General features: G+C 66.2%; 18 protein-coding genes. 9 read left to right on the forward strand and 9 right to left on the reverse strand.

All coding sequences use genetic code 11. The features are described 5' to 3' along the window. Positions 1–62: 62 nt before the first annotated feature. From RM190_RS14675 to RM190_RS14700, 6 genes are all read left to right on the forward strand, one after another. Positions 63–986 (forward strand): glucokinase, encoded by a 924-nt coding sequence (locus tag RM190_RS14675; RefSeq protein WP_311760208.1) that lies wholly within the window; start codon positions 63–65, stop codon positions 984–986. A gap of 86 nt (positions 987–1072) precedes the next feature. Further along, positions 1073–2977 (forward strand): autotransporter assembly complex protein TamA, encoded by a 1905-nt coding sequence (locus RM190_RS14680; RefSeq protein WP_311760209.1) that lies wholly within the window; start codon positions 1073–1075, stop codon positions 2975–2977. Further along, on the forward strand, positions 2977–7503 hold the full coding sequence (locus RM190_RS14685; RefSeq protein WP_311760210.1) for a translocation/assembly module TamB domain-containing protein: 4527 nt from the start codon (positions 2977–2979) through the stop codon (positions 7501–7503). The genes RM190_RS14680 and RM190_RS14685 overlap by 1 nt, the downstream gene beginning before the upstream one ends. Before the next feature lie 118 nt (positions 7504–7621). Continuing rightward, positions 7622–8053 carry a MarR family winged helix-turn-helix transcriptional regulator gene (locus RM190_RS14690; protein ID WP_311760211.1) on the forward strand — a complete coding sequence of 144 codons (432 nt, stop codon included), beginning with the start codon at positions 7622–7624 and terminating at the stop codon, positions 8051–8053. Further along, entirely contained in the window at positions 8050–9717 is a 1668-nt protein-coding gene (locus RM190_RS14695) for an MFS transporter (RefSeq protein ID WP_311760212.1), read from the forward strand. The genes RM190_RS14690 and RM190_RS14695 overlap by 4 nt, the downstream gene beginning before the upstream one ends. Further along, positions 9714–10814, forward strand: a complete 1101-nt coding sequence (locus RM190_RS14700; protein WP_311760213.1) for an HlyD family secretion protein — start codon at positions 9714–9716, stop codon at positions 10812–10814. The genes RM190_RS14695 and RM190_RS14700 overlap by 4 nt, the downstream gene beginning before the upstream one ends. 114 nt (positions 10815–10928) lie before the next feature. Here the strand turns inward: RM190_RS14700 and RM190_RS14705 are convergent, their stop codons facing one another. The 3 genes from RM190_RS14705 to RM190_RS14715 form a co-directional block, all read right to left on the reverse strand. Further along, positions 10929–13595, reverse strand: a complete 2667-nt coding sequence (locus RM190_RS14705) for a DNA translocase FtsK (RefSeq protein WP_311760214.1) — start codon at positions 13593–13595, stop codon at positions 10929–10931. 3 nt (positions 13596–13598) lie between these two features. Beyond that, positions 13599–14792, reverse strand: coding sequence for an aminotransferase class I/II-fold pyridoxal phosphate-dependent enzyme (locus RM190_RS14710; protein WP_311760215.1), 1194 nt, complete (start codon positions 14790–14792; stop codon positions 13599–13601). Positions 14793–14916: 124 nt separating this feature from the next. Beyond that, the gene (locus RM190_RS14715) at positions 14917–16242 is read right to left on the reverse strand and encodes an amidase (protein ID WP_311760216.1); all 1326 of its coding nucleotides are present in this window, start codon (positions 16240–16242) and stop codon (positions 14917–14919) included. Between the two features lie 119 nt (positions 16243–16361). On the opposite strand from RM190_RS14715, the gene RM190_RS14720 reads away from it, so the two are divergent. After that, positions 16362–17585, forward strand: a complete 1224-nt coding sequence (locus tag RM190_RS14720; protein WP_311760217.1) for a UbiH/UbiF/VisC/COQ6 family ubiquinone biosynthesis hydroxylase — start codon at positions 16362–16364, stop codon at positions 17583–17585. Between the two features lie 104 nt (positions 17586–17689). Next, complete coding sequence (locus RM190_RS14725) at positions 17690–18265, forward strand: LolA family protein (protein ID WP_311760218.1); 576 nt, start codon at positions 17690–17692, stop codon at positions 18263–18265. Between the two features lie 24 nt (positions 18266–18289). Here RM190_RS14725 and RM190_RS14730 read toward each other — a convergent pair whose 3' ends face one another. The 5 genes from RM190_RS14730 to RM190_RS14750 all read right to left on the reverse strand — a co-directional run bounded on the left by RM190_RS14730 (position 18290) and on the right by RM190_RS14750 (position 21861). Further along, positions 18290–18871 carry a transglycosylase SLT domain-containing protein gene (locus RM190_RS14730; RefSeq protein WP_311760219.1) on the reverse strand — a complete coding sequence of 194 codons (582 nt, stop codon included), beginning with the start codon at positions 18869–18871 and terminating at the stop codon, positions 18290–18292. 80 nt (positions 18872–18951) lie between these two features. Beyond that, positions 18952–19998, reverse strand: a complete 1047-nt coding sequence (gene modC, locus RM190_RS14735; protein WP_311760220.1) for a molybdenum ABC transporter ATP-binding protein — start codon at positions 19996–19998, stop codon at positions 18952–18954. Continuing rightward, the gene (gene modB, locus RM190_RS14740) at positions 19995–20687 is read right to left on the reverse strand and encodes a molybdate ABC transporter permease subunit (protein WP_311760221.1); all 693 of its coding nucleotides are present in this window, start codon (positions 20685–20687) and stop codon (positions 19995–19997) included. Before modB ends, modC begins: the two co-directional genes overlap by 4 nt. Continuing rightward, on the reverse strand, positions 20684–21439 hold the full coding sequence (gene modA, locus RM190_RS14745) for a molybdate ABC transporter substrate-binding protein (RefSeq protein WP_311760222.1): 756 nt from the start codon (positions 21437–21439) through the stop codon (positions 20684–20686). Before modA ends, modB begins: the two co-directional genes overlap by 4 nt. A 62-nt stretch (positions 21440–21501) precedes the next feature. Next, positions 21502–21861, reverse strand: a complete 360-nt coding sequence (locus RM190_RS14750) for a winged helix-turn-helix domain-containing protein (protein ID WP_311760223.1) — start codon at positions 21859–21861, stop codon at positions 21502–21504. A 108-nt stretch (positions 21862–21969) separates the two neighbouring features. Here RM190_RS14750 and RM190_RS14755 point away from each other — a divergent pair, with 108 nt between their 5' ends. Then, positions 21970–23151, forward strand: coding sequence for an acetyl-CoA C-acyltransferase family protein (locus tag RM190_RS14755; RefSeq protein ID WP_311760224.1), 1182 nt, complete (start codon positions 21970–21972; stop codon positions 23149–23151). A 315-nt stretch (positions 23152–23466) separates the two neighbouring features. Here the strand turns inward: RM190_RS14755 and RM190_RS14760 are convergent, their stop codons facing one another. Next, positions 23467–24081, reverse strand: coding sequence for a queuosine precursor transporter (locus RM190_RS14760; RefSeq protein WP_311760225.1), 615 nt, complete (start codon positions 24079–24081; stop codon positions 23467–23469). Positions 24082–24133 lie beyond the last annotated feature (52 nt).

The raw sequence follows: 24133 nt of genomic DNA on the forward strand, positions 1-24133 counted from the left end.
GCTAGCACCACCGGCGGCGATCTTCTAAAAGGACCGGGACAACAGGGGGAAAGGAATCCGCGATGGCGATCTTGCTGGCAGATGTGGGCGGCACCAATGCAAGGCTGGCGCTGGCGCGGGCCGAAGGCATCATGACCGGCAGCATCTCGCGTTTTCGCGGCGAGGATCATGCCGATTTCGACCAGGTCGTGCGCCTGTTCCTGGAACGGCAGGGCAAACCCCGGATCGAGGCCGTATGCGTCGCGGTGGCCGGTCCTGTCTCGCAAGGGCAGGCGCGGTTGACCAACCGCGACTGGGACTTCAGCGAAGAGCGGCTGCTGGCGCTGACCGGCGCAGGACGGGCACGACTGATCAACGACCTGACCGCCCTGGGGTATGCCACGCCCGCGCTGTCGGGCGACGCGGCGGGCTTCTTGCGGCAGGCGCCCACGGATGGCGCGCGCAATGGCCAGCGGCTGGTCGTCAACGCGGGCACCGGCTTCAATGTCTGCGCGGTCAAGGTTCTGCCCGGCGGCGGCATCGCCTGCCTTGAGGCGGAAGAGGGACATACGCGGCTGCCCGTCTCGGTCGCCATTCCGCTGGCCGAGGCGCTGGGCGACAAGGCCCGCGCCTTTGATTCCGTCGAGGAACTGTTTGCAGGCCGCGGCCTTGCGCGGCTGCATGCCGTTCTGCACGACCTTGCCCCCCAGCGCGCCGAAGAGGTCGTCACCGCCGCCGAGTCCGGGGATGCCGCGGCGGTCACGACCTGCGATCTTTACGCCAGGCTGTTCGGGCTGATCTGCCGCGAGCTGGCGCTGCGCTTCATGCCGATGGACGGGATGTTCCTGGCAGGCAGCGTGGCCCGCAGCGCGACGCGGCGCATGCCGCTGTTCGAGGCCGCGTTCCTGTCCGATCCGCTGATGGCGCAGATCCCCGCCGCGGTTCCGATCGGCGTGATCCTGGATGACATGGCGGCCCTGCATGGCTGTCTTGCCGCAGTTGGGTGAACATCCGCCGATCACGGGTGCTTGACACTGGCTTTTGAGGGCTCCTCCTGCAAGACTGCCCCGAAAGCCAGAGCAGGGCAGGTGGAATGGGACGGATTTTGAAGGCTGGCGCTGCCGCGGCAATCATGCTGGGGGTGGCAACGGGGGCTGTGCTGGCCCAATCCGGCAGTTCTTCATCCGCATCCTCATCACCCTTCTCGGGCTTGTTCGGCCGCAAGGACAATAACGAAGGCTCGGCCGTTGACCTGAGCTTCCAGATCGGTGGCCGCGACGACGACATCCTGCCCGCGGTGCGCAATACCTCGCTGCTGCTTGGCGCGCAGAAGGACGGGCGCGTCACCGGACAGGACATGCTGGCGGCGGCGCGTGGTGATTACGCGCGCATTCTGGGCGTCCTTTACGACGAAGGGTATTTCTCCGGGATCATCAATATCCGGCTGGACGGGGTCGAGGCTGCCTCGATCGCTCCGCTTGATGCACCGCGGAGCGTGCGCAAGGTCGAGGTCGTGGTCGATCCGGGGCCGCGATTCCGCTATAGCCGCGCCGATATCGGTCCGGTTGCGCCGGGGACCAATATTCCCCACCAATATCGGACGGGCGAAGTCGCGCGCACCGGAGACATGAAATCAGCCGCAACCACGGCCGTCGATGGTTGGCGCAATGTCGGCCATGCCAAGGCTGCCGTCGCGCAGACCGATATCGTTGCCGATCACGCGACGAATCTGGTCGACAGCCGCATCATGCTGGCCCCCGGCCCGTCGCTGCGATTCGGCCAGCTTAGTATCCGCGGCTATCAGCGCATGGACCCGCGCCGCCTGCGCAAGATCGCGGGCTTTCCCGAGGGCGAGCGCTACGATCCCGAAGAGCTTGAGGACGTGCGCAAGCGTCTGCGGCGTTCGGGTGTCTTTTCCGCGATCACACTGACCGAGTCCGATTACATCGGCCCGAACGACACGCTGGATGTCGACCTGCTTGTAGTCGAACAGAAGCTGCGTCGTTTCGGGGGTGGTTTCGAATATTCCAGCGTCGAGGGCTTCTCGCTGACCGGCTACTGGCTGCACCGCAACCTGATGGGCGGGGGCGAGAGACTGCGCATCGACGCCAGCATCGAGGATGTCGGCTCCAGCACCTCGGGCACGGATTATCGGCTGGGCGCGCGGATCGACCGTCCGGCGACCCTGCATCCGGATATCACCGGCTATGTCATGGCCGAGGTCAGCAGCGAGCAGGAAGAGGATTACGACCAGCAGGCCGGCACCTTTGGCCTTGGCTTCACCTATCAGCCCAGTGACGAGCTGACGGCGGATATCGCGCTGCAATTCCGCGCGCTGCGGGTCGATGACGATTCCGGACGCACGAACTTTCGCCTGTTCGCATTCCCGATGTCGGTCACATGGGACAAGCGGGACGAGCCGACAGATGCCAAGCGCGGATACTGGCTTTACGGCTCGGCCACTCCCTTTGTCGGGTTGCAGGACGAAACCGGCTCGGGCGCGCAGCTGATCGGGGAAAGCCGCGGCTATTACAGTTTCGGCACCGATGATCGGGTGACGCTGGCGGGGCGGGCGCGGCTTGGCACGGTGCTTGGGCCCGAAATCGATGAAGTGCCGCGCGACTACCTGTTCTATTCGGGCGGTGGCGGCACGGTGCGCGGCCATTCCTTTGAATCGCTGGGCGTGAACGTGATCCGCGGCCCCGGCGGCACGGTCAAGACCGGCGGTATGAGCGTTGTGACCCTGACGGCCGAGACCCGCTATCAGATCCGCGAAAAGATCGGCCTTGCCGTCTTTACCGATGCCGGTCGCGTGTGGGAGGAAAGCGGCTTTTCGGGAAGCAGCGACTGGCAGGCCGGGGCAGGGGCGGGCATCCGTTATCGCACCCCGATCGGGCCGCTGCGCTTCGACATCGCAGTGCCCGTCGGCGGCGGCTTCGAGGACGACGACGACGATGGCGGCGTTCAGGTCTATATCGGGCTGGGGCAGGCATTCTGATGAAATTGCATGATCTGACCTTTCGCATCCTGCTTGGCATCTGGCTGGCCACGACGGTTCCGCTTTGGGGCACCGCGCAGGAGGCCGAGCCCGACAGCGCCGCCGAGATTTCCGAACAGGTCGAGGATGACCGCGGCTTCATCACGCGCTTCCTTGAGGAAAAGCTTTCCGGCGCTGGTCGCCAGGTGGTGCTTGAGGGGTTCCGCGGGGCGCTGTCATCCAGGGCGACCTTTACCCGCCTGACCATCGCCGATGACCAGGGCGTCTGGATCACGCTGGAAAACGGGGCGCTGCAATGGCAGCGCTCGGCCCTGCTGGGCCGTCGCGTCCAGATCGAGGAGCTTTCGGCAGAACGCGTGATCCTGCCGCGCCGGCCGGGCGGCGGCCCCGCGGGCGCGCCGCAGGCCGAGACGCGTGAATTCTCGCTGCCGCAGCTGCCGGTGTCGGTCAATATCGACAAGATCTCGGTCGGACGGGTGGAACTGGGTGCGCCAGTCATGGGACTAGAGGCGGTGCTGGCCGTGCAGGGCTCGATGAACCTTGCCAATGGCGAGGGCGCGACGAACCTGACCATCAACCGCGTCGACGGGCCGCGCGGGCAATTCGGGCTGGTCACGTCCTTTTCGAACGAAAGCCGCGTCCTGAATCTGGACCTGAATCTGGACGAGGATAAGAACGGGCTGTTCTCGAACCTCGTCAACATGAACGGGCGCCCCGCCGTCAAGGCCGAGATCAAGGGCAATGGTCCGCTTTCGGATTTCGCGGCCGAGATCCAGCTTGCGACCGACGGCCAGCCGCGCGTCAAGGGCAAGGTCGAAGTGATGGCCCAGGCCCAGGACGGTGCGCCGGGGACAGCTTTCCGCATGGATCTTGACGGAGACATCGCCCCGCTGATCAAGCCGGACCGGCAGGAATTCTTTGCCGGTCAGTCCAGGATCCGCGCGAATGGCTGGCGCGGGCAGGATGGCCGGCTGGACGTCCCCGAACTGAAGGTCACGACCGGCGGGCTGGACCTGCAGGGCGCGGTCAAGGTGAACGCCAAGGGCGCGCCCGAAAGCGCGAACCTGACCCTGCTTCTGGGGCAGGACGCGGGGGCGACCCAATTGCCGGTCGCGGTCCCCTTCGGCAAGATACCGACAACCGTGCGCTCGGGCAGCGTCCTGCTGACCTATGACGCCGCGCAGGATTCCGGCTGGCGGCTGACGGGCCGCATCGGCGATCTGTCCCGCCCCGATATCAGCCTGTCCGAAGTTCGGCTGGACGGCCGCGGCCGAGTGGTCCTGACCCCTGAACAGGCCCTGTCCGAAGTGCGCGGCTGGGTTGCATTCGGCATGGACGATCTGGAACCCAGCGGTCCCGGCCTGGCCGAGGCGCTGGGGGACACGCTGAACGGCGGTCTGAACTTTGCCTTCACCCCCGGCAATGCCCTGAAGCTGTGGGGCATGAATATCAATGGCGACGATTTCCGCGTGACCGGCGACATGGACGTTTCCGGCCTGCAAAGCGGGATCGCGCTGGCGGGCGACCTGAATGCCGAACATCGCAACCTGTCGCGCTTTTCGGTCCTTGCGCAGCGGAAGCTGGGGGGCAGCGCGACTGCGGCGATCAAGGGGCGCTATGTCCTGCTCAGCAAGGCCTTTGACGTCGACACCCGGATCGAGGGGCAGGATATCAGCATCGGGCAGGTGAATGCCGACCGCATGCTGGCAGGCGCTTCGCGCATCGAGCTTAGCGCCCGGCGGGACACGACCGGGATCGATCTGCGGCGGCTGTTCGTCAATGCGCAGAACCTGACGGCCGAGGCGCAGGGCAAGCTTAGCAGCGCCGACAGCAATGTCTCGGCCAAGATCACAATGCCGGACCTGTCGGTCGCCGATCCGAAGTTCTCGGGGCTGCTCAGTGCAGATGCCCGCCTGACCGGTCCGGCCGGGTCGCGCCGGCTGGTGGTCAAGGGCGATGCGCAGGACCTTATTCTTGGCATCCCCGAGATTGACGGCGCCTTCAAGGGCGAGACCGGCCTGACGGTCGAGCTGATGCAGTCCAAGGACAGCTATGAATTGCAGCGCTTCCAGCTGGTGAACCCCCAGCTTGACGCGCAGGGTCTGGGGCATTTCACCCCGCAGGAACTGAACGGCGAGCTTTCGGTGTCGATGCCCGACCTGGCCGTGCTGGGGCGCGGCTTCTCGGGCGGGCTGACGGCGCAGGCGACCGCGACCCAAAAGGACGGCGCGCGCCAGATTCGCATGACCGGGCGCGGGACAGATCTGCGCCTCGGGCAGCAGGACGTGGACGGCGCGCTGACCGGCATCACCGAGCTGAAGCTGTTCGCCGAACAGCGCGGGGAAGAGATCACGGTCCACGAATTCGACCTGAAGAACCAGCAGATGCAGGCCAATGCGCAGGGCACCTTGGGCAGGGCCAAAACCGACATGAGCGGGCAGCTTCAGGTACGTTCGCTGTCCAGCTTCGGGCGCGGCTGGCGCGGGTCGCTGGATGCGCAGGGCAGCTTCCGCGACGATGGCACCGGCGCCCGGCGGCTGGACGTGACCGGCACCGGCAACAACCTGTCCTTTGGCCAGGCGCAGGTCGATGGTGCGCTTAGCGGGGCGACAAGGCTTTCCGTCCGGGGCGTCGAACGCGATGGCGTCTTTTCGATCGAGACGGCGCAGGTCGACAATCCACGCCTGAACGTCACGGCCGAGGGGCGTGTGGGGGCCGGGGCGACGGATCTGCGAGCGAACCTGCGCGCCGACGACCTGCGCTTTCTGGGCAATGGGTTCCGGGGGGCGGTACAGGCGCAGGCCCGTGTCGTCGACCAGCAGGGCGGTAGCCGCGCGATCACGGCGCAGGGCACGGCGCGCGGTCTGGCCATCGGCAAGCCACAGGCCGATGCGGTGCTTGCCGGCGAAACCCGAATCGACCTTGCCGCCACCCAGCGCGCGGATGGCAGCCTGACCGTCAGCCGGCTTGAGGCCGGGAACGGGCAGTTCCGCCTGACCGGCAATGGCAGTCCGGCCGAGGGGCTGAACCTGGACGGGCGGCTGAACGATCTTGCCCTGGTGGTTCCTGGCTTTCCCGGCCCGGCCGAATTGCGCGGTCGCATCCGCAATACGGGTGCTGCCTATGACGTGAACCTGACCGCGACGGCGCCGGGTGAGACCAGCGCAACCATCGTCGGACAGGCACGCACCGACTTTGCCAGCATGGATATCCGGGTCCAGGGCCGCAGCAATGCGGCCGCTGCGAACCCCTTCCTGCGGACCCGCAGCGTCGAGGGGCCACTCAGCTTCGATATCCGCATGAACGGCGCGCCCTCGCTTGAATCGCTGACCGGCCGGGTCGAACTGTCGAACGGACGGCTGGCCGAACCGAAGCTGGGGCTGAGCATTGCATCGCTGAATGCGCGCGCCGATCTGAATGCCGGGCGCATCGCGGTGGATGTCAGCGGCGCGGTGGAATCGGGCGGCACCATCACGGTTCGCGGGCCGATCACGCTGACCGGCGACCGGCCCATGGATCTGGACGTGCGCATCCAGAATGTCGTGCTGCGCGATCCCACGCTTTACGAGACGCGGGCGAATGGCAACGTGCGCATCTCGGGGTCGCAGGCGGCGGGGCCACTGGTGACGGGCCGCATCGACCTGGGCACGACCGAGATCCGCATCCCTTCGACCGGGCTTGGGGGCGCGCGTGCCATTCCCGACATTACCCATCTGAACGAACGCCCACCGCAGCGGCAGACGCGGGCCAAGGCCGGCCTGCTGGAATTCCCCAGCGAGGATTCGCGCGCGGCAGGCATGACCACGCCACCGGCCACGCCTCCGGCCGTCCCGGCCCGGTTTGATCTGGTCATCTCGGCCCCCGATCAGGTTTTCATCCGCGGGCGCGGCGTTGATGCCGAACTGGGCGGCGAGATCAGGCTGACCGGCAATGCCCGCCAGCCGATCCCCATCGGCAAGCTGGAACTGATCCGCGGTCGCGTCGACCTGCTGGGCAAGCGCTTCGACCTGACCGAAGGGATCATCGAACTTCAGGGCAGCCTGATCCCGGTGATCCGCCTTGTGGCCGAAGCGGTGCAGGATTCCGTCACCACGCGCATCATCATCGACGGCGAGGCGCGGGACCCCGACATCACCTTCGAATCCTCGCCGGAAATGCCGGAAGAAGAGGTGCTGTCCCAGCTTCTGTTCGGTCGTGGCCTGGACAATATCAGCGGTCTTCAGGCAGCCCAGCTTGCGACCGCCATCGCGACCCTGGCCGGCCGGGGCGGGGACGGCATCATCGGCCGCCTGCGCGCCTCGACCGGGCTGGATGATCTGGACTTGACCACGGACGATCAGGGCCGTGTGTCGGTCCGCGCGGGCAAGTACCTGTCCGAGAACCTTTATACCGACGTTCAGGTCGGGGATGAGGGGACGACCAAGCTGCAGCTGAACCTTGACGTCTCGAACAGCCTGACGGCGCGGGGATCAGTCGCAAGCGACGGGGAAAGCACGCTGGGCCTGTTCTACGAACGCGATTACTGATCCCGCGCGTCCCTTGGAATCCTGCAACAGGCCCCGTTGTCGATGACAGCGGGGCTTGAAAATTTTCGCGCCTTTCATTAGCTAGCTAACATTATCATTAGCAAGCTAACGTGTCCTCATGGCAGATCGCCCGCTTACCCTTTTCGATGAGCTTCTGACGCTGACCCGTACGGTCCGGCAGGGGTTCGAACTGCGCGTGCGCCAGCTTGGTCTGACCTATGCCAGGGCGCGCCTGCTGACGACGATCGGTCGCAATCCGGGGGCAAGCCAGGCAGAACTGGCCGCTGCGCTGGAAATCGAGACGCCGACGCTGAAACGCCTGCTGGACGCGGTCGAGGCACAGGGCCTGGCTGAGCGCCGCCCACTGCCCGAAGACGGGCGCAAGCACGCCGTGCACCTGACCGATACCTGCCGCATCGATCCGCTGCTGCGCTTCCGCGACGAGGTCGATGCCGCGCTGGTCGACGGTATCACGGCCGAGGATCTGGAGGCCGCGCGCCGCGTGCTGACGCGGATGACCTCGAATGCGGAAAGGTTGCGCCGGAAATGAGCGACGCGGCTTCCCCAACGTCGCAGGGGGCCGAGCAGGCCCCGACCCCGGCCGCCCCCCAGCCGCCGGTTTTCCAGCCGATGCCCTTGCCGCGCGCATTGGGATACATGTCGGCCTCGATCGTGATCGCGCTGACGCAGGGCATGGCGCAGGGCTTTGTCAGCACCAACATTCCGCAGATCGCAGGGGATCTTGGCGCCACGACGACCCAGGCAAGCTGGCTTATGGCGGCCTTCCTGATCCCGCGCGCCTCGATGCCGCTTTTGCTGATCAAGCTGCGCGCGCAATACGGCCTGCGCCGCTTTGCCGAAGTGGCGATCGTCATCTACGTTGTCGTTGCGCTGCTGTCCTTTGCGGCGCTTGACCTGCGTTCGGCAATCACCACGCAGTTTTTTGCGGGCATGGCCTCGGCCCCGCTGTCGACGCTGGCCTTTCTTTACGCGCTGGAACCTCTGCCCCCGGCCTGGAAGATGCGGCTGGGTCTGCCCGTCTCGCTCAGCATGATCGCGGTCGGGCCGCATCTGGCGCGGGTGATCTCGCCCGCGCTGATGAACGACCAGGGCTGGGGCGCGCTGCACCTGATGACGCTGGGCATGGCGGGGATCTCGCTGGCGCTGGTCTATCTGCTGCCGCTGAAGTCGCCGCCCCGCGTCAAGGCCATTGCGCCGCTCGACCTGGTCAGCTGGCTGCTGATCGCCTGCGGCTTTGGCGGGCTTATCACCGGCTTCGTCATGGGCCCCACGCTGTGGTGGACCGAGGTCCCGTGGCTGGGCAAGGTCGTGGCCGCATCGGTCGTGTGCCTGACCCTGGCGGTGGTGATCGAATTGCATCGCAAGGCGCCGCTTCTGGATATCCGCTGGCTCGCAAGCCCGGCGATGCTGCACCTGACCGTGACGCTGCTGGTCTTTCGCCTGATCCTGTCCGAGCAAAGCGCGGGCGCGCCCCGCATGTTCCAGATGCTCAGCATTACGCAAAGCCAGCTAGTGCCGTTGTTCGCCGTGATCTCGGTCGCGACGGTGCTGGGCGGACTGGCGCTGATTCCCTGGCTGAAGCCCGAGCGCGTGCCGGTCATCCACCTGATCGCGCTGGTGCTGATCGCGGCGGGGGCCTTTCTCGACAGCCGCTCGACCCTTGACACAAGGCCGGTCCAGATGATGTTCAGCCAGGGTCTGATCGCGTTCGCCGGATCGCTTTTCATGGCGCCCGCGATGATGCGCGGGCTGATGGCGGCGTTGGCGCGGGGTCCGAACTATCTGCTGTCCTTCGTCATCGTGTTCCTGTCGACGCAAAGCATCGGCGGGGCGGCGGGGTCGGGGATGTTCACGACCTTCATCAACCACGGCCAGGCGCTGCACCTGCAGGTCCTGCGTGAAGAGCTGATGACCGTCGATCCGCTCGTCGCGCGTGAACTGGCGGCCCGCGTCGCCCAGCTTGCCCCGCAGATCGCCGACCCTGCCCAAAGCCGTGCGCAGGCCGCCGCGCTGATCGCGCAGGAGGCGTCGAACCTGGCCTATGTCCTGGCCTATAACGATGCCTATTTCCTGACCTTCCTGGCCGCGATTGCCGCGGCGTCGGCGCTGGTCCTGCACATGGGCCGCGATTGGCTGGCGGCGCATTGGCCGCGCGGCCGCAACCCTTCCCCCTCTGCCGAGTCCCTGCAATGACCAAGACGCATATCCTTCCCACCGTGATCGCCATCCTTGTCGGAATCGCCGGCCTGTTGATCGTGCTGTTCGCCTGGCACCTGCCACCGTTCAGCTCGACCCATCCCCGGACCGAGAACGCCTATGTCCGCGGCCGCATGACCACGCTTGCCCCGCAACTGTCGGGCTATGTCGCCGCGGTCGAGGTGCAGGACTTTCAGCAGGTGACCAAGGGCCAGGTCATCGCCCGCATCGACGACCGCCAGTATCGCCAGAAGCTGGCCCAGGCCGAGACCTCGCTTCAGGGCGCGCAGGCGAGCTTGCAGATCCAAGAGCAGACCGTCCATTCCGCCGAGGCCCGCGTCAAATCGGCCGAAGCAGCGTCGAAATCAGCCGAGGCGCAGCGTGACAATGCCCAGCTTGGCTGGCAGCGCGCCAGCCAGCTGCGCCAGCGCGGCGCGACCGCTCAAAGCGCGGCCGAGGAAAGCGAACTGGCCCTGCGTCAGGCCGAGGCGCAGGTCGTGCAGGCCGAAAGTGCCATCGATGTCGCGCGCGAGGATCTGAACGGCGCCCGGGTCGGGATTGCCGCCAGCAAGGCCGACATCGCCTCGGCCGAGGCGGCGGTGGAACTTGCACGCATCGACCTGTCCAATACCGAAATCCGCGCCCCCTCGGACGGGCGGCTTGGTCAGGTCGGCGTGCGCGAGGGCCAATATGTCACCGCCGGGACCGCATTGGTCAGCCATGTCGGTCCCGATGTCTGGATCATCGCGAACTTCAAGGAAACCCAGCTTCACGGGATGCGGCTTGGCGACCGCGCGGTCTTTACCGTTGACGCGATGCAGCACCGGGAATTCACCGGCCGGATCGAGTCCTTCTCGCCCGCCACGGCGTCCGAGTTCAGCCTGCTTTCGGCCAGCAACGCGACTGGCAACTTCACTAAGGTGGCGCAGCGCCTGCCCGTGCGCATCTCGATCGACCCAGGGCAAGAGTTGGCCGGTTATCTTGCGCCTGGCCTGTCGGTTGTCGTGACCGTCGATCAGGGCACGGGCGAGGGCGCGACCGAAGACGCGGCCACGCAACCCACCAAGGGATCGCCAGTCGTCGCGGCAGAGTGAGACCGGCCGATGTCTCGTCAACAGCTTGTGCGCCGGCTACCCTTTTCAGCCGCGCCAGTGAAAAAGGCCGAGGCTTGATGCCCCGGCCTTTTTTCCGCGCCCGCTTCCCGAAACTCAGACCTCGGGGACCAGAACCTCGCGCTTGCCGACGTGGTTCGCGGCGCTGACGACGCCCTGATCCTCCATCTGTTCGACCAGCCGAGCGGCCTTGTTGTAGCCGATCGCCAGTTTCCGCTGGATATAGCTCGTCGAGCATTTGCGATCCTTGGCCACGATCGCGACCGCCAGGTCGTAAAGCTCGGCGTCGCCACCCTCTCCGGTGGAAAGCCCCAGCACCTGGTCGATGCTGTCCGCGCGTTCCTCGTCCGGCCCCTCGACGACGCCCGACATATAGGTCGGCGGGCCGAAGCTTTTCAGGTGGTTGACGATCTCCTCGACTTCCTCGTCGCTGACGAAGGGACCGTGGACGCGGGTGATCTTGGACCCGCCCGCCATGTAAAGCATGTCGCCCATGCCCAGAAGCTGTTCGGCACCCTGTTCGCCCAGGATGGTGCGGCTGTCGATCTTCGACGTCACCTGGAAGCTGATCCGGGTCGGGAAGTTCGCCTTGATCGTGCCGGTAATGACATCGACCGAGGGGCGCTGCGTGGCCATGATGATATGGATGCCCGAGGCCCGCGCCATCTGTGCAAGCCGCTGGATGCAGGCCTCGATCTCTTTCCCCGCGACCATCATCAGGTCGGCCATCTCGTCGACGATGACGACGATATAGGGGAAGGTTTCGGGCTGGAACTCCTCGGTCTCGAAGATCGGCTCGCCAGTATCCTCGTCGAAGCCGGTCTGGACGGTGCGCTTGAACATCTCGTCCTTGGCCAGCGCCTCACGGACGCGGCCGTTATAGCCCTCGATGTTGCGGACGCCCATCTTGGACATCTTGCGATAGCGCTCCTCCATCTCGCCCACCACCCATTTCAGGGCGACGACCGCCTTCTTGGGATCGGTGACAACGGGGGAAAGCAGATGGGGAATCCCGTCATAGACCGACAGTTCCAGCATCTTCGGGTCGATCATGATCAGCCGGCATTCCTCGGGCGTCAGCTTGTAAAGCAGGCTGAGGATCATGGTGTTGATCGCGACGGACTTGCCTGAACCGGTGGTCCCCGCGATCAGCAGGTGCGGCATCTTCGCCAGGTTCGCGACGACCGGGCCGCCACCGATGTCCTTGCCAAGCGCCAGCGGCAAGGGCTGGGTGCCGTCGGCATAGGCGGGGGCGGCCAGGATTTCGCGAAGGACGACCTTTTCGCGGCGGGCATTCGGCAATTCGATCCCGATGACCGAGCGGCCCGGCACGGTCGAGACACGTGCCGACAGCGCCGACATCGACCGCGCGATGTCGTCGGCCAGCCCGATCACCCGGCTGGCCTTCAGCCCCGGCGCGGGTTCCAGTTCGTAAAGCGTGACGACGGGACCGGGCCGGACATCCGTGATCTGACCCTTGACGCCGTAATCGTCCAGCACCGCCTCAAGCATCCGGGCGTTTTCCATCAGCGCCTCGGGCGGCAGCTGATGGCGGTCCGAAGTCGAGGGCGCGGTCAGAAGCGACAGCGGCGGACGTTCGTAATGGCCGAAGGATTCGGCCGTCGCACCGCGCCCCGACCCCGACACGGGGGCCGGAATGCGCGGCGCGACGTGAACCTGCCGGGCCGCGACCGCGGGGCCGCGGCCGGCGGGCAGGTCGTCCTCATCCTCGTCATCCTCGTCGGCAAATTCGGGTTCGATCCGGGGGGCGGCGCGGCCCCCGGTCAGCTTGGCGGTCACCGCCGACAGGACCGAGCCCTTGTCGCCCGGGCGATCGGTGCGGTGATGGATGGCCTGGTTGATCCGGGCAGAGATCTCGACATCCGAGGGGCCCTCGTCATCCTCGTCGTAATGCGTCTCGGGTTCAACCAGTTCGGGCTGGGGAGAGAAGGCTTCCCCCGGTCCGGGGGCGGTCGGCACATAGCGGCGGGGCGTCGCGCTGCCCGGTGCGTGGATGCGCGGCTCGGGAAGGGCGGCAGAGCCGGCACGGGCGACGCGTTCGCGTCGCGCATCGGCCCGCGTCTTCAACTCGCGCGCCGCGCCCGAGGACATGCGCGCGCTTTTGTCGACCGCATGCAGCAGCATCAGCCGCGCCGTCGCCAGCCCGCGGCGCAGGAAGCCGCCGATCGCCGAAAGCTCGACCCGGTCGAAGCCCAGAACGAAGGACAGGAAGGCCAGCGCACCGGCGGCGGTCAGCAGCGCCAGGACCTTGATCGCGATCGAGGCCTTGATCGGCATGATGGACAGCATCGCGCCCATCAGCATGTCGCCCAGATGCCCGCCCAGCCCGAAGCTTTGGGTCCATCCCGGAGGCGGTGTCATCGAGGTCGCGTAGATCGAGACAAGGACCATCGCGATGGGCAGGAAGATGCCCCGCATGATCCGTTCCTCGCCCCGGTGCAGCATCAGGCGCAGGCCCCAGACCGCCCCGCCGATCACCAGCACCCAGCTGCCGTGGCCGGTAATCATGTAAAGCGCCGAGGCGACATAGGCGCCGATCCGGCCCAGGTAGTTCTGTGCCGGCTGGTCGGTCGCCGACATGAAGCTGGGGTCTTCGGGGGCATAGCTGGCCAGCATCATCGCGATCAGGACCCCCAGGACCACCAGGCTGGCGCCCAGCACCTCCTTGCCGCGCCGTTCCAGCGCGGCCTGGGTGGACTGATCGAACAGCGGATCGCGGTGTTTGGCTTGCCAGCTCGCCATGCTTTAGCCCCCTTCGTACAAGCAGTTCTTCAGGCGGATCAGCGCCGCCTCGGTCGGTCCGGCCGGATCGACCAGGGCGACCCGGATATAGTCCCGCCCTGGATTTCCCTGGGCGGTGTCGCGTGACAGGTAGGCCCCGGGCAGGACCTGGATGCCCGCTTCGGACCACAGCTTTTTCGCCGCATCCTCGCCGGTGCCCAGATGTGCAGGCACGCGCAGCCACAGGAAGAAGCCGCCCTGGGGCGAACGATAGCCGGGCGTATTGCCAAGGATCCGGTCGGCCACGGCGTATTTCTGGTGATAAAGCGCGCGGTTTTCGTCCACATGTGCCTCGTCCGCCCAAGCGGCGGCGCTGACGCGCTGCGCGGGCAGGGACAGGGGCGCGCCGGAATAGCTGCGCAGCCGGCGCAGTTGCGCGATCTGCGCCTTGCCCCCCGCCGCGAAGCCAGAGCGCAGCCCGGGCAGGTTCGAGCGTTTCGAAAGCGAATTGAACATCACCACCCGATCGGCCAGCCCCATGCGGGTCGCAACCGCAAGCGCGCCGGGGGGCGGGGCATCGCGCCAGATCTCGGAATAGCATTCGTCCGAAAAAATCAGGAAATCATGGCGATCGGCCAGAGCGATCAGCTCTTCCAGATAGGCTTCGGGAGCGACCGATCCCTGCGGGTTCGCGGGCGAACACAGATAGGCGATGGCCACCCGGTCCAGCATTTCGGGCGCGAGTTCCGAGAAGCGGGGCAGGAAGCCCGATTCCTCGGTCGCGGGCACGAAGACCGGCTCGGCACCGACGGCCGCGGCGGCGACCGCATAGACCTGATAGAACGGGTTCGGGATCAGGATCGCCGGCCGCCCGCCAGCCTTGGTTTCGGGGCAAAGCGCCAAAGCCGCGTTGAACAGCCCCTCTCGCGTGCCGTTGAGCGAGGTGATGCGCGCGGGCTCGACCTCGATCCCATGGCGGCGCCCGATCCAGGCCGAGATCGCGGCCAGCAATTCCGGGGTGCCCTCGTTCGGGGGGTATTTCCCGAACTCGGCGATGCTTTCCGCCATGATGCGACCAGTGAATTCGGGAACCGCGTGGCGCGGCTCTCCGATGGTCATCACGACGGGATCTGCCGCGGGGGAAATGCCCGCAAGCAGCGTCCGCAGGCGCGGGAACGCATATTCCGGCAGGTTCGAGAACCGCTCGGGTATTGCCATGACTGCCTCTCAATCGGGGTCGTGCCGCCCCGTTTCCGGGAAGGATACCGGCAAACCCCCTTTGCGTCCAGAGTTTCGGGCCGCAGCCCATTGGTATCGCGGGATTGTCCCGCGGATTCAGGGGCTAGCGCAGTGCGGCTTCGGCGGTGGCGGCGGCGACCAGAAGCGCCAGGTCCTGGCCCGCCTGGCCCATCATCATCAGGCCGCAGCCGGGATGCCCGGTCGGCAGGCTGATGGCGGGCAGGCCCAGAAGATTCGCGATCCGGGTATTGCGCAGGGTCAGCAAGTTCTCGGTCGCGAAATAGTCGGCATCGTTCAAAAGCCGCTGGGCGTCCGGGGGCAGGATCGGAGAGGTCGGCAGGATCACCGCGTCGTGGCCCGCGACCAGCCGTGCCCAGTCGGCGCGCAGGCGATTCAGCTTTTCCCAGCCGGCGATGTAATCCGCCGCCCCAACCTCGCGTCCACCCCGGAACCGCTCGAGGATGGCCGGATACATCAGTTCGGGCGCGTCCTCGATCTGGTCACGCCAGATGCCATAGGCTTCGGGAGCAAACAGGATCGGGGCCAGCGCCATCGCTTCGGCCACGCAGGGCAGGTCGGCATGGGTGATGCGGACATTCGCCTCCGACAGGCGGCGGACCGCATCCTCGAAGGCGGCGACGGGCGCGTCGCGCGCAGCATCAAACGGGACCCCGTCCAGCACCATCAGCCGCAGCGGACGGTTCGCGGCATCCCCAAGGTCGGGGGCCGGGGCGCCGCGCAGCACCGCGAACAATTCGGCGCAATCCTCGACCGTGCGCGCTATGGGGCCGGCGATGTCAAAGCGACGGCACAGCGGCAAAAGCCCGGCATCGGGCAGCGCCCCGTGGGTGGGTTTGAAGCCGACCAGCCCGTTCCAGGCGGCAGGAACACGGATCGAGCCGCCGGTATCCGACCCGATCGCGGCTGCGGCCAGTCCCAGCGCGACCGAGACCGCGGCGCCAGAGCTGGACCCGCCGGGTGCCAGCGCCGGGTCGATGCTGTTCGGAGGGGTCCGGGTCATCGGGTTCAGGCCCAGCCCCGAAAATGCCAGTTCGGTCAGGTGGGTCTTGCCCAGACAGACCAGACCCTGAAGCGTCGCGCGGGACAGGATTTCGGCATCCTGTTCGGGCGTGCGGCCAGCCAGCAGGCGCGATCCACCCTCGGTCGGGATGCCGGCGCTGTCGATATTGTCCTTCCAACTGATCGCGACCCCGTCCAGCAGCCCGCGCCGCAGCCCGGCGCGCGCGCGGTCATGCGCCGCGATCGACTCGGCCCGCGCCCGGTCGTGGGTAAGACGGGCATAGATGTGACCGCCATAGGGATGGCGCGAGGCGGCCTCGATATAGGCCTCGGTCTGTTCGGCGGGGCTGATCAGCCCGGCCAGAATCGCCCGCCCCTGTTCCGCCGCCGATGCCTTGAGCCAGTCCATCCCGGATTCCTTCCTGTTTCGTCTTGGGGCACAGGCTAATCACCCGACCCCGTCGCCGCAATGGCGTGCGACGGCGAAGCGCATGGACATTGATGCCCGGGGCAGCATAGTGCTGGCCCATGGACAAGGAATTCGACATCGTGATCGCTGGCGGCGGCCTGAATGGGCCGACGCTGGCGCTGGCACTTGCGGATGCGGGCATGAGGGTCGCGGTCGTCGATGACCGCCCCGCCACGGCCCGCGCTGGCGACAGTTTCGACGGACGCGCCTATGCACTGGCGCTTGCCTCGCAGCGGCTGCTTGCGGCGCTGGGATTGTGGTCCGGGTTGTCCGGGCAGGCCCAACCGATCCTGAAGGTCGAGGCGACGCAGGGCGACGCGGGCGAAGGAGCGGGGCCGTTTGGCCTGCATTTCGACAGCGCCGAGATCGAGGAAGGCCGCCTTGGCTTTATGCTTGAGGACCGCTTCCTGTATCACGCCCTGCTTGAGGCGATGCGGGACCGCGTGACCCATCTGCCGGGGTTGTCGGTGACAGGTCAGATGCCGGGCCCGACGGGGGTCGAGGTTGCGCTGTCCGATGGCCGCAGCCTGTCGGCGCGGGTGCTGGTCGGGGCCGACGGGCGGCGCTCAGGCGTGGCGGCGCGGGCCGGGATCCGGCGCATTGGTCATGATTATGGTCAGATCGCACTGGTCGCTGCCGTGGATCACGACCTGCCGCATCAGGGCACCGCGCATCAGTTCTTCATGCCGGGCGGGCCGCTGGCGATCCTGCCATTGCCGGGCAACCGCAGCTCGATCGTCTGGTCCGAGCCGCGGGACGAGGCGCAGGCAATCCTTCAGCTGGATGACGAGGCCTTCCTGCAGGTGCTGCGCCCGCGTTTTGGCGATTTCCTAGGCGAGATCCGCCTTGCCGGGCCACGATTCTCTTATCCCCTGAACCTGACGCTGGCCGAAAGCTATGTCGCGCCGCGGGTCGCGCTGGTGGGGGATGCGGCGCATGGCGTCCATCCCGTCGCGGGTCAGGGGCTGAACCTGGGACTGCGAGACGTGGCCGCCCTTGCCGAAGTTCTGATCCTGGCCCGCCGCCGGGGCGAGGATATCGGGACCGCCCCGGTACTTGCCCGCTATCAGGAATGGCGGCGACCGGACGCGACCTTCCTTGCGCTTGGAATGGACGGTGTAAACGCGCTGTTTTCCAACGGCAATCCGCTTCTGCGAGCGGCTCGGGAACTGGGCATGGGACTGGTCGACGCGCTGCCGCCACTTCGGCGCGGCTTCATGCGTCAGGCCGCGGGGCTGAGACTGGACCCGATGCCGCGGCTGCTGACCGGCCAGCGGCCCTGATCGGGGGCCAAGCGAGGAACGGTCACGGTGTTGCGAGCGTTGGTTCCTGCACATCCAAGCGAACGTGAATGTGCAAGCAACCGCAGACCGGATACATTCGCCGCATGAACATCAGATCGCTCGCCCTTGCACCCGTCCTCGCTTTGGCCCTGGCCTTTCCGGCCCTGGCTGACAAGATCCCGCTGAACGACATCTCGCGCTACCTGAACGGTCTGAAGACCGCGCAGGCCGAGTTCACGCAGGTGAATGCCGACGGCACCATCTCGACCGGGGTGCTTTACATCCATCGCCCGAACCGGGTGCGCTTCGAATACAAGGGCAACAAGTCGCTGGTCCTGGCCTCGGCGGGGCAGGTTGCGGTCTATGACGGCAAGACGCGCGGCGGCCCGCAGCAATATCCGCTGTCGAAGACGCCCCTGTCGCTGATCCTTGCGCCGAACATCAACCTTGGGCAAGCCAAGATGGTGACGGGCTATGCCGAGAAGAAGAACACGACCGTGGTGACGGCGCAGGATCCGCAGCATCCCGAATACGGCAATATCCAGATGGTCTTTACCGCGAACCCGACCCAGTTGCGGCAATGGGTGGTGACGGATGACGCCGGCAAACGGACGACGGTGATCCTGGGCGACATGAAGACGGGGGTGTCCATTCCGCCTTCGAAATTCGCGATCCGTTGATCCCGCGCGCGACTGGCGTGCCTGTCACCTGCGACAGGACGCCAGTTGCAGGCGGTAAAGTTCGGACCGGGCGCTGACCTTGCCGGCGACGTCCATCAGCCAGCCCTTGCTGCGATGCGAGCCATTGGCAAAGCCCGAGCGGCCTTCGTGATAGGCAAGATATTGCGAGGCCGCGTCCTGTTTTGAAATTCCCAGGATGCGGGTGGAATCGTTCATGTACCAGCCCATGAAGTCGGTGGCGTCGGCGATGTCGTCGCGCTGGGCGCGGCGGTTACCGGTTTCCTGCCGATAGTCGTCCCAGGTCCCATCCAGCGCCTGACTGTAGCCATAGGCCGAGCTTTGGCGCCCCATCGGGATGATCCCCAGCGCATAGCGGTGCGGGGTGCGGGCGTCGCCGATGAATTTCGACTCTTGGTGGATGACAGCCATCTGCACGTTGACCGGGACGCCCCAGCGCCGTTCGGTCGCCTTCATCGCGCGCATATAGGTCGGGCGTTCGGCCGCGATCGCGCAGGCATTTTCCAGATTCCGGGGCGCCTTGTAACTCCCGCCGCCGCCGCAAGAGGCCACCAGCCCGACTATGGCGAGCTTCAGAAACCTGTTCATACTGCCCCTCATGCTCTTTTTTGGGCGAAGCATAGGAGAGTTGGCCCCTGCTGCGCAAATGACAAAGGCACGATTTCATTCTAGCTGGGCAGAATGGACACGGATTTGATGATGGCAAAGCAGCTGTTTCCTGCTTTCAGATCAAGGCTTTGAATGGATCTTGGCGTGACTTGCGCAAGCATCCGCTCATCCCCCACCCGCAATTGCACCAGCCCGTCGCGGATCGCGACAACCGTCGCGGGCAGCACGTTCAATGCCGAAAGCCCGACCGGCGGGTCACGGGACAGGATCACCTCATGCGCCAGAACGCGCAGGCGCAGCACCTCGCCGGGGCGGGCGGTCCCGCCTTGCACCAGCATCGGCCCCGAACCCGTGGAGACGCGCAGCATTCCGTCCTGCTCGACCGCCTCGACCCGGGCGCGGATCAGGGCGCCGGCTTCGCGCGAGCCAAGAGCGGGGGCAAGTTTCGGATCGGCAAGGATGTCGCTCAGCGTGCCGGAATGGGTGACGCGACCGCGTTCCATCAGCACGACCGTGGTGGCAAGGCGCACGATTTCGGGGACGGAATGGCTGACATACAGGATCGGCAGGCGGACCTCGTCGCGCAGGCGTTCCAGCCAGGGCATGATCTCGGCCTTGCGGGCATCGTCCAGCGCGGCAAGCGGTTCGTCCATTACCAGCAGATCGGGGTCCGACAGCAGGGCACGACCTATCGCGGTGCGCTGCTTTTCCCCGCCCGACAGGCTGTGGGGATGGCGTGCCAGCAGCGGACCTAGCGCCAGCATCGCGGTGATACGGTCGAAATCGCGTGCCGCGCCCCGACGCCAGCGCGAGGGATAGCGCAGGTTTGCCTCGACCGTCATGTGGGGAAACAGGCGGGCATCCTGAAAGACGCAGCCGATCCGCCTTGCCTGCGGGGGCAGGTGGGTGCGCCCGTCCAGAAGCACGCGGCCCGACAGCTGCACGCGCCCCGAGGCGGGGCGCATCAGCCCGGTGATGACGTTGATTGTAGTGCTTTTGCCGCAACCCGAGGGGCCGAACAGCGCAGTCACCCCCTCTGGCGCGTCGAAGGCGACGTCGAGATCTAGGCCGGGGAACGGGTGGCGGAAGGAAACGGACAGCGTCATCTGCGCCGCGCGGCCCTGCGGGCAAGGGCTTCGGACAGGAAGACGGCGGCCATTGCGATCACGATCGAGACCAGCACCAGCCGCATCGCCGGACCTTCGCCCCCCGGTGTTTCCAGAAAGGCATAGATGGCCGACGGCAGGGTCTGCGTCTGGCCGGGAATATTGGATACAAAGGTGATGGTGGCCCCGAACTCTCCCATCGCCTTCGCGAACCCCAGGGTTGCGCCAGCCAGCAGGGCGGGACCGATCAGGGGCAGCGTCACGGTGAAAAAGATCCAGAATCGCGGCGCGCCCAAGGTTGCAGCAGCCTGTTCAAGCCGGGGATCGACAGCCTCGAACCCCAGCCGGATCGCGCGGACGGTCAGGGGAAAACTCATGATTGCGGCGGCAAGCGCGGCGCCAGTCCAGCGGAACGCAAAGACGATGCCCAGCGGTTGCAGCAGCGATCCGACCGGACCCTTCGTCCCGAAGGTGATAAGAAGAAGGTAGCCGGTCACGACCGGCGGCAGGATCAGCGGCAGGTGGACGATGCCGCTGATCAATCCGTGGCCCGGAAAGCTGCGCCGGGCCAAAAGCCATGCGACCGCGATCGCAAAGGGCAGGCTGGCCAGCGTGGCGACCAGCGAGACCCGCAGGGACAGGGTAACGGCCTGCCATTCCTGCGGGCCAAGCCAGTCGGAAACGCTCATGGCAGGACGGTGAATCCTTGCCCCTCGAAGACCGATTTGGCCGGATCCTGCTTCAGGCCTTGCAGGAAGGCCGCGGCTTGGGGCGTGTCGGCGGTCTTGGTGACAGCGCCCGGATAGATGATCGCGTCATGGCTGTCGGCAGGGAAGGTGCCGACGACGCCGACGCCGGGTTCGGCCACCGCGTCAGAGCCATAGACGATGCCCAGCGGCGCCTCGCCGGTGGCGACCAGCTGCAGCGCGGCGCGCACGTTGTCTGCCTGGGCGACCTGCGGTTCCACCTTGCTCCACAATCCAAGCTTTTCCAGCGATTGCTTGCCATATTGACCGGCGGGGACCGAGTTGACCAGCGCCATCGCCAGCTTGCCGTCCTTCAGCAGGTCAGGCAGCGTCGTGACATCGGCCGCGGCGGGCTTGCCTGTGCCGACGAGGACCAGCGTATTGCCCAGAAGGTCGGTCCGGGTCGCCGGGTCGATGTCGCCCGACTTCGCCACTTCGTCCATCCAGTCGGTCGAGGCCGAAATGAAGATATCCGCCGGTGCCCCCGCCTGGATCTGCTGGGCCAGCTTCGAGCTGCCCGCGTAGGAGATGACGACCTTGTCGTCATGTCCCTTCATCCACTCGGCCGCGATCTCGTCCAGCGCGGTCTTGAGGCTGGCGGCGGCGAAGATGGTGATCTCGTCGGCATGGGCGGCGGGGGCCTGTGCCACGGGCAGCAGGGCGATGACGGCGGCAGTAAGCCAAGGCAGGCGCATCGTTAAGGATCCTCCGTTATGTCCCGGCAGACATAACCCTCGGCGTGGCGGTGCATCAAGCGTTATTTCTGTTCGGATATATCGCCTTCAAGCGCCATGCGCAGGGTTGCGATCTGCGGGGCGTCGCGCAGCATCGCCTCAAGCGCGCGATAATCGGCCAGTACGCTCTGCCCCAGTTCCGTGACGCTTGCCCCGCCGCCTTTGGCGCCCCCGCGGCTGCTGTCGACCAGCGGCGCGTGGAAATGGCCGTTCATATCCTCGACCAGCGCCCAGGCGCGGCGATAGCTCATTCCCAGGCGTCGGCCCGCGGCCGAGATCGAGCCTTCTTCGGCAATGGCCTGAAGCAGGTCGGCCTTGCCACGACCAAAGGTCAGGCCCTTGTTGAAGTGCAGGCGAAGGCTCAGGCGAGGGTCGTTTTCCATGCCCCCATTCTTCGCAAGTAACGCGGCGTAGGCAAGTCGATGCGGGGCTTTCGTCACCGACGGTCGGGGGATAGCGTCAATCCCGAACCTGAAAATTGGGGGTATACCATGTCCGAGAACGAGATCGTCATCCTGTCCGGCGCGCGTACGGCCATTGGCGGCTTTGGCGGCAGCCTTGCGGCCATCGCACCGATCGACCTGGCCGCAATCGTCACCCGTGCCGCGATCGAGCGGGCGGGGATCCCCGCCGACCGCATCGGCAGCGTGGTCTTTGGCCATGTCCTGAACACCGAGCCGCGCGACATGTATCTGTCGCGGGTTGCGATGCTGAACGCGGGCGTTCCGCATACGACCCCGGCGATGAACGTGAACCGGCTTTGCGGATCCGGGGCGCAGGCCATCGTTTCGGCCGCGCAGGCCCTGATGCTTGGCGATGCGGATTTTGCGGTCGCAGGCGGTGCGGAATCGATGAGCCGCGCCCCCTATGCGGTTCCGGCCGCGCGTTTCGGTGCGAAGATGGGCGATGTCCAGATGATGGACATGATGGTTGGCGCCCTGACCTGCCCGATGGGCACCGGGCATATGGGGATCACGGCGGAAAACGTCGCCCGCGAACATGACATCAGCCGCGAGGCGCAGGATGCCTTCGCGCTGGAAAGCCAGCGGCGCGCTGCCGAGGCGATTGCCGCAGGCCGCTTTACCGACCAGATCGTCCCGGTCGAGATCAAGACCCGCAAGGGGATGGTCGCCTTCGACACGGACGAGCATCCGAAGGAAACCGACCTGCAGAAGCTGTCCGGGCTGAGACCGGTGTTCCAGAAGGACGGCTCGGTCACGGCGGGCAATGCCTCGGGGATCAATGACGGCGCGGGGGCGCTGGTGCTGGCCCGTGCCGATGCTGCAAAGGCCGCAGGCGCGACGCCGCTGTTCCGGCTGCTCGGCTATGCCGTTGCGGGTGTCCGCCCCGAGGTCATGGGCATCGGACCCATTCCCGCGGTCGAGGCGCTTTTGAAACGCACCGGCCTGAAGGCAGCAGATTTCGACGTCATCGAGTCGAACGAGGCCTTTGCCGCGCAGGCGCTTGCCGTGAACAAGGCGCTTGGCCTTGATCCCGCCAAGGTGAACCCGAATGGTGGGGCAATCGCGCTGGGCCACCCGGTCGGGGCGACCGGCGCCATCATCACCATCAAGGCGATGCATGAGTTGATGCGCACCGGCGGCCGCAGGGGCCTGATCACCATGTGCATCGGTGGCGGTCAGGGGATCGCGCTGGCGATCGAGCGGATCTGATCCGCAGTCCCCGAAATGACAAAGGGCGGTCCCAAGGACCGCCCTTTTTTGCATTCCGCCGCGACGGATTTCATCATTGCGGCGAAAATTTGGAACGGGCCGCTTCCGAAGAAACGACCCGCGAGATCCACGGAGATGGTCCGGTTAGGGTTGGTGCCCACCGTCCCAGTCAGGGTTTACGACCCTTGGGGCTGCCCTTAGGCCACGGCCCCCCTGACTGTCCCGACACCTCTCTCCAATATCACTCTCGACACTGGACCACCTCCTTTCAATGTGTTGCCGTATGATCTTAGCGTGACACAGATCGACGATCAGTCAATGAATTTGCGCACGTCGCTGGATCAAATTTCCGACGATGATCCTGAACGGAATGAGAGCGACAAGCGCCTGCGCCATTTTGACTGTCCAGTCGGCAACTGCCAAAGAAACCCACAACGGCTGCACGGGACCGTGTCCCAGCAGGGGAAGCATCTCGTTTGCCCAGGAAACATCGTCGCCCGGAAACAGCGGAGTCAGTGTGGCCGAAAAGGCGATGCTGAAGAAAACGACGGTATCGAAGATCGACCCGGCAACGCTGGCCGCCAGCGGCGGCAACCACCAGTTGTATTTCCGCAACGAGTTGAAGACCGAAATGTCCATCAGCTGCGAGGACAGGAACGCCGCGCCCGAGGCGATGGCGATGCGCAGCGTGGTCTTGTCCATGCCCGCCGCGATGAGCGAGCAGACAACGCCGGTCACGAAGCCCGCATAGACAACCCGGCGCGCGGCCGAGGGACCATAGATCCGGTTCATGATATCGGTGACAAGGAAGGCGACCGGATAGGTCAGGGCCCCCCAGGTCAGCCAGCTGCCCAGCAGATGCTGGACCAGGATGTTCGAGGCCACGACAACAGTGGCCATGGCGATGACGCCAGGAAGAATGCGTGGCATGTCTGGTTCCGTTTTGACAAGGTAGCGGCGACTCGGCCCCGGATCACGGGGC

Source organism: Paracoccus broussonetiae, from assembly GCF_031854425.1.
GTDB lineage: Bacteria > Pseudomonadota > Alphaproteobacteria > Rhodobacterales > Rhodobacteraceae > Paracoccus > Paracoccus broussonetiae.